The sequence below is a fragment of the Allocoleopsis sp. genome (genome assembly GCF_036703385.1).
Taxonomy (GTDB): Bacteria; Cyanobacteriota; Cyanobacteriia; order Cyanobacteriales; family Coleofasciculaceae; genus Allocoleopsis.
The window spans coordinates 1-4,876 of the sequence record NZ_DATNPA010000754.1 but is presented as its reverse complement, the minus strand read 5'-3'; the positions used below and the strand labels follow the sequence as shown (position 1 = coordinate 4,876).

Annotated in this window: 2 protein-coding genes; one reads left to right on the top strand and one right to left on the bottom strand. The window is 49.5% G+C overall.

Annotation, left to right across the window (positions count from 1 at the left end):
* Positions 1-2,487, bottom strand: a 2,487-nt coding sequence (locus V6C93_RS35425; protein ID WP_333481391.1) for a DEAD/DEAH box helicase, incomplete at its 3' end; no start/stop codon positions are given.
* Positions 2,488-2,697: 210 nt separating this feature from the next.
* Between V6C93_RS35425 and V6C93_RS35420 the strand changes: the two genes are divergently transcribed.
* Complete coding sequence (locus V6C93_RS35420; protein ID WP_333481390.1) at positions 2,698-4,851, top strand: polyribonucleotide nucleotidyltransferase; 2,154 nt, start codon at positions 2,698-2,700, stop codon at positions 4,849-4,851.
* The last annotated feature ends 25 nt before the right edge of the window (positions 4,852-4,876 follow it).

The following is a 4,876-nucleotide window of genomic DNA, read 5'->3' as shown; positions in this document are numbered from 1 at the left end:
GAGCGATCGCAACGTTTGCAACGAGTCCCTATCCCCAAACTTCTCAATCGGCATAGCAAATCGGCGTTGAAAGAATTGCTGATTGCCCAAGTATCCAGGATTGAGAAAATCTAAAATTGACCACAATTCCGACAACCGATTTTCTACAGGTGTCCCCGTTAAGGCAATGTGAAATCCGGCTTTAAGTTCCCGCACCGCTTTCGACTGCTTCGCGGCTGGATTTTTAATATTCTGCGCCTCATCCAACACAATGCCTTGCCAAGAAACTTCCTCAAGGGTTGCGGCATCTCGATACACCAGGGGATAGCTGGTAATAACCAATTGCTTATCCTTAACTGTCCTAGCAAATGCCTTCCCTTTAGGTCGTTTATCCCCGTGATGAACGACAACTTTCAACGAGGAACCAAATTTTTTAACTTCCCGCTCCCAGTTGCCTAACACCGAAGTTGGGCAAACCACGAGGGTTGGCTCCTCTAGCACGCCTTGCTCTTGTAGATGGAGCAGAAAAGCGATGAGCTGGGGCGTTTTTCCCAGTCCCATATCGTCCGCGAGGCAAGCACCCATACCCCAACGTTCTAGGAAAGCTAGCCAACTGACACCTCGTAATTGGTAAGGTCGTAAAGTCCCATGAAAGCCTTTTGGTGTCTCAATTAGCTGAACCGTCTGATTACCTGTGAGATTGGTAATCAACTCTTGCAGGGCACCGGATGCCTCAAATTTAACGACGGGTAATTTTGCCAAGGTGGTGGTATCACCCGTACTGAGGCGTAGCGCATCTTCCACCCGCAGTGTCATCTGCTCTTGAGAGGTGGTAAAGATGGCTTGAGCCGCTTTCACATCTGAGGGTTGCAGGGCTATCCACTCACCACCGACTTCTACAAGCGGAGACTGTTGTGCCATTAAGCGATCAAACTCTTTTTTGGAGATGGTTTTATCCCCGATCGCAAGTTCCCACTTAAACTTGAGTAGGCTTTGCAACCCCAAACGCTCTTTCTTTTTCGATTGCGCCACCTCTGCACTAATACTGATACCCAGGCGTTTGGCTCCTTCTCCCGGTGCCAATCCGGGTGGCAAGACAATTCCTAATCCATTGTCTTGTAACCGCCAAGCACTCGCTCGAATGAACTCATAAACCTCGATTGGTGTCAGCTCACAAGATTCTGGGCGGGGTTGATGCAAGCTGAGTTCGATGGGGGGATAGAGGCGGGTAGCCAACCCTAAACCTCTGAGGAATGTCTCCTGAGGCTGCTCAATGGTTCGCCCTTGATACTGTAATCGTTCGGCTGGCTGACTCCATATTGTTTTAGCACCAACCAAAAAGTCTGGGTTGTCTACCGCCTGCAAGCAATACTCCAACTGCCAGTTAGTTTCCTCTGAGGCTGGCGGTTTGAGGGCAAAGCAAGTGCGCCATAGATTTTGTCTGAAGCTTTGGGAAGTGGATACGACTAAGTTCTGTTGCACCGGAGTTGTCCAGGTTTGCAAAGCTGCTTCTAGTCTCGCCGTCGCTTCGGCGGGTGCCTCAAGGGTATCAGAAGTTGAACAGAGCGATCGCATCCACTCCTGTACTGGAGATTCTGCCTCTGGTAGAGTCTGGGCTTCTACCCAATTCCGCACCTGAGCATCTATCACACTACTCAAGAATCCCAGCAGTAATTCTTGCGGCTCTCTGAATTTTAGATGTTGGATTTTGGATTTTAGATTAGTAGTTGGGGGTTGAGAAGAGGCGGAGATTTGGCTGGAACTCCCCTTGTCTTCTTGCCTACTTGTATCAGCTTCTGTTGTCCCGTTTTCCTCTGTTGCAGTCTCCACTGTCTGATAAGCTCGACAAGCAAACGGCATGAGTTGGGTAAACTTGTCTAAACGCGCTTGGTCTATGGCACTGTCAATCAGGGGTTGCCAACGAGCAACCACCTTACCGTTCGGTTGTCGGTACAATCCCGGTAAAAACTTACATCGGCTGAGCAAATCCAAACTCCACCGCGTTACCTGAGACCAAAAACGCAGCGAACCTCCTACATACGTGTCTGCTGCTTGAAAAGAACCCAGAGGCAGTGCTTGCAGCAGCTTTACAGCCTCCATTGGCTCAAGACAAAACCCTTCGACTTCCCAGAGTTGCCATTCTAGAGGCAGGTCATCCTTACCTTCTAATGAGCTTTTGCTAGACAGTAGGGGGTATACCCCTTCCTTGGACGATGTTTGAGTCGGTAAGGTAATTACTTGAGTTTGCCATTTGTCCGGCTTACTCTGTTGCATCTCCTGATGGCGACCTTGGCGAGAATTTCCAGATGTTTCTACAAATTGGTCGATAGAAAGACGATGAAAGCGCAAAAAAGACGTTAATTCCGCCTGCGTCATAGCAAACGGATGAGATAAAGCACCCTTAGAAGTTGAAGAGCCTAAAGACGCCTTTGTACGCCAAATCTCTCCCCAGATGAATAGATGCCCACCCGTTTCACGAGATATCCAACTGCCCTGTAAAATCGCCATGCTTAAAGAATTTTGAGTTATGTATCAAATGCGAATAATTGTCTCTTAACCGCTTAAATTTATTTCTTTTAACTAATCACTCATTTTTAAGTTAGCTATTGCTTTGACCTCTTGAATAACCGTCATCATAATCCCCAGGCAGCCTTAGTACATAAGTGTTACGATTGCAACATAGAAAAGAACATGATAGAGAGAAGGACAAAGTACTGAATGGTAGAGTTAGACAAGTCAATATCCTTCGACGGACGGGATATTCGACTGAAGGTGGGTCTACTTGCCCCACAAGCCGGTGGTTCCGTGCTAATCCAGTCGGGCGACACGGCTGTTTTAGTAACAGCGACACGCGCTGAAGCCAGAGAAGGCATAGATTTTCTTCCCTTGTTAGTGGACTACGAGGAACGCCTCTATGCAGCAGGTCGAATTCCAGGTGGTTTCCTGCGGCGGGAAGGGCGTCCACCCGAAAAGGTGACGCTGATCAGCCGTCTCATCGATCGCCCCCTACGTCCCTTATTCCCGAGTTGGCTTCGAGATGATATTCAAATCGTAGCAACTACCCTGTCAATGGATGAACAGGTGCCGCCAGATGTTTTGGCGGTAACTGGAGCGTCGATCGCTGTATTACAAGCTAAGATTCCATTCTATGGGCCGATGGCCGCCGTGCGAGTCGGTTTAGTCGGGGATGACTTTATCATTAACCCAACTTACAAAGAAATCGAGTCGGGAGACCTGGATTTGATTGTTGCGGGTTCCCCAGATGGCGTGATTATGGTGGAAGCCGGTGCGAACCAACTGCCGGAGCAGGATATTATTGAAGCGATCGACTTTGGTTACGAAGCGGTGCGGGACTTAATTACAGCCCAGCGGGAGTTGATGGCCTCCTTAGGAATTGAGTTGACCATTGCAGAACCGCCTAAGGGAGACTCGACACTAGAGCAATTTATCCGCGATCGCACGACCACTCAAATCAAAGGGATTCTCTCTCAATTTGACCTCGACAAAAACGGTCGAGATACGGCTCTAGATGAAATCAAGGAAAATTCAGTAAAAGCCGCGATCGCTGAATTACCCGAAGACGACCCAATCCGAGTCGCTGCGACTGAAGATGACAAAGCGGTTGGCAAGATTTTCAAGGAGATTACCAAAGAACTGATGCGCCGTCAGATTGTGGAAGACGGTGTTCGGGTTGATGGTCGGAAACTCGATGAAGTGCGACCGGTTTCTTGTAAGGTTGGTTTATTACCTCGGCGAGTGCATGGAAGTGCGTTATTTAACCGAGGGCTGACCCAAGTGTTATCGACAGCTACCTTGGGAACACCTGGTGATGCCCAAAAGCTAGATGACCTTAATCCAGAAGAAGATAAACGCTATCTGCATCACTACAATTTCCCGCCGTATTCTGTTGGGGAAACTAAACCGATGCGATCGCCAGGACGCCGGGAAATCGGTCACGGTGCTTTAGCTGAACGCGCTATCGTCCCTGTCTTACCACCGCAAGAAGACTTCCCTTACGTCCTCCGGGTCGTGTCGGAAGTGCTTTCCTCCAATGGTTCGACTTCGATGGGTTCGGTTTGTGGGTCTACCCTGGCGTTGATGGATGCTGGTGTGCCCATTACCAAGCCGGTGAGTGGCGCGGCAATGGGTCTGATTAAAGAAGGGGATGAAGTTCGGATTCTCACCGACATTCAAGGCATTGAAGACTTTTTGGGTGACATGGACTTCAAAGTCGCAGGTACCGACACGGGTATCACTGCGTTGCAAATGGACATGAAAATCAGCGGTCTGTCGATGGAGGTGATCGCCGACGCGATTCAGCAAGCCCGACCGGCGCGATTGCATATCCTGGAGAAAATGCTGGCGACGATTGATACACCCCGCACGGAGTTGTCGCCTTTCGCGCCTCGCCTGCTGACGATGAGAATCGATCCAGAACTGATTGGTCTGGTTATTGGCCCTGGCGGCAAAACGATCAAGGGCATTACCGAACAAACGGGTGCCAAGGTGGATATCGAAGATGATGGTACGATTACCGTTTCTGCGATCGACGGAGAAAAGGCGAAAAAGGCAATTAACATCATTCAAGGCATGACCCGTAAACTCAATGAAGGGGATGTCTATGCCGGTCGCGTCACGCGGATTATTCCCATTGGTGCCTTTGTAGAATTGCTGCCTGGGAAAGAAGGCATGATTCACATTTCTCAACTTGCCGACTATCGAGTTGGTCGAGTAGAAGATGAGGTGGCTGTCGGCGATGAAGTCGTGGTCAAAGTGCGAGAAATTGATAGTAAAGGCCGCGTCAATCTTACTCGTTTAGGCATCCATCCGGACGAAGCCGCCGCAGCGCGCGAAGCGGCAGCGATGACCTAGAAAGGGCTTGAATAAAAGGATGAAG